This is a genomic window from Blastopirellula marina (assembly GCF_002967715.1).
GTDB lineage: Bacteria > Planctomycetota > Planctomycetia > Pirellulales > Pirellulaceae > Bremerella > Bremerella marina_B.
In genome coordinates this window covers 1-588 of sequence record NZ_PUIA01000055.1, presented here as the reverse complement: position 1 = coordinate 588, position 588 = coordinate 1, and the positions used below count along the sequence as shown (strand labels likewise).

The 588-nt window shown below is 61.1% G+C and carries 1 protein-coding gene; it reads left to right on the top strand.

The window, feature by feature from the left end; translation table 11 throughout:
* Positions 1-234: 234 nt before the first annotated feature.
* Positions 235-588: MqnA/MqnD/SBP family protein (locus C5Y96_RS17145; RefSeq protein WP_315850656.1), on the top strand; the 354-nt coding region annotated here is incomplete at its 3' end.

Genomic DNA, 588 nt, shown 5'->3' with positions numbered 1-588 from the left:
CCCCGGCCGCCGGCGACTACGCCTCGGGACATGGTTCCGGTTTCTCGCTGGACGCCTAATTTCGGGGAATCTCTCCGCTCGAAATCGCCAAATCGGGTTGCGCCTGCTCGCAACCTGCGGTTGTCTCGGTAAGGTCGCCTATCTTCCCCCTGTGCCCCGGTTGCATAGGTCGGGCAGATCGGCGACCATTGAGAGATTGCCCTGCACTTAGCGATTTGACCCGGAGGTTTTCCCTTGTCCACCTCGACTCAACTGATTCGCGTCGGCCATAGTCCTGATCCCGATGACGCCTTCATGTTCTACGCGCTCGCCGCGGAGAAGATCGACACCGGCGAATACCGTTTTGAGCACGAACTGGTCGACATCGAGACCCTCAACCGACGCGCTTTCCAGGGTGAGTTGGAGCTGACCGCGATCAGCATTCACGCCTACGCGCATCTGTACGACAAGTACGCGATCTGCTCGTGCGGCGCCAGCATGGGGGACAACTACGGCCCCATGGTCGTCGCCAAAGAGGCCTGCTCGCTGGAAGACCTGAAGTCGAAGACGATCGCCGTGCCGGGGACGCTGACCTCCGCCTTTTTGGCC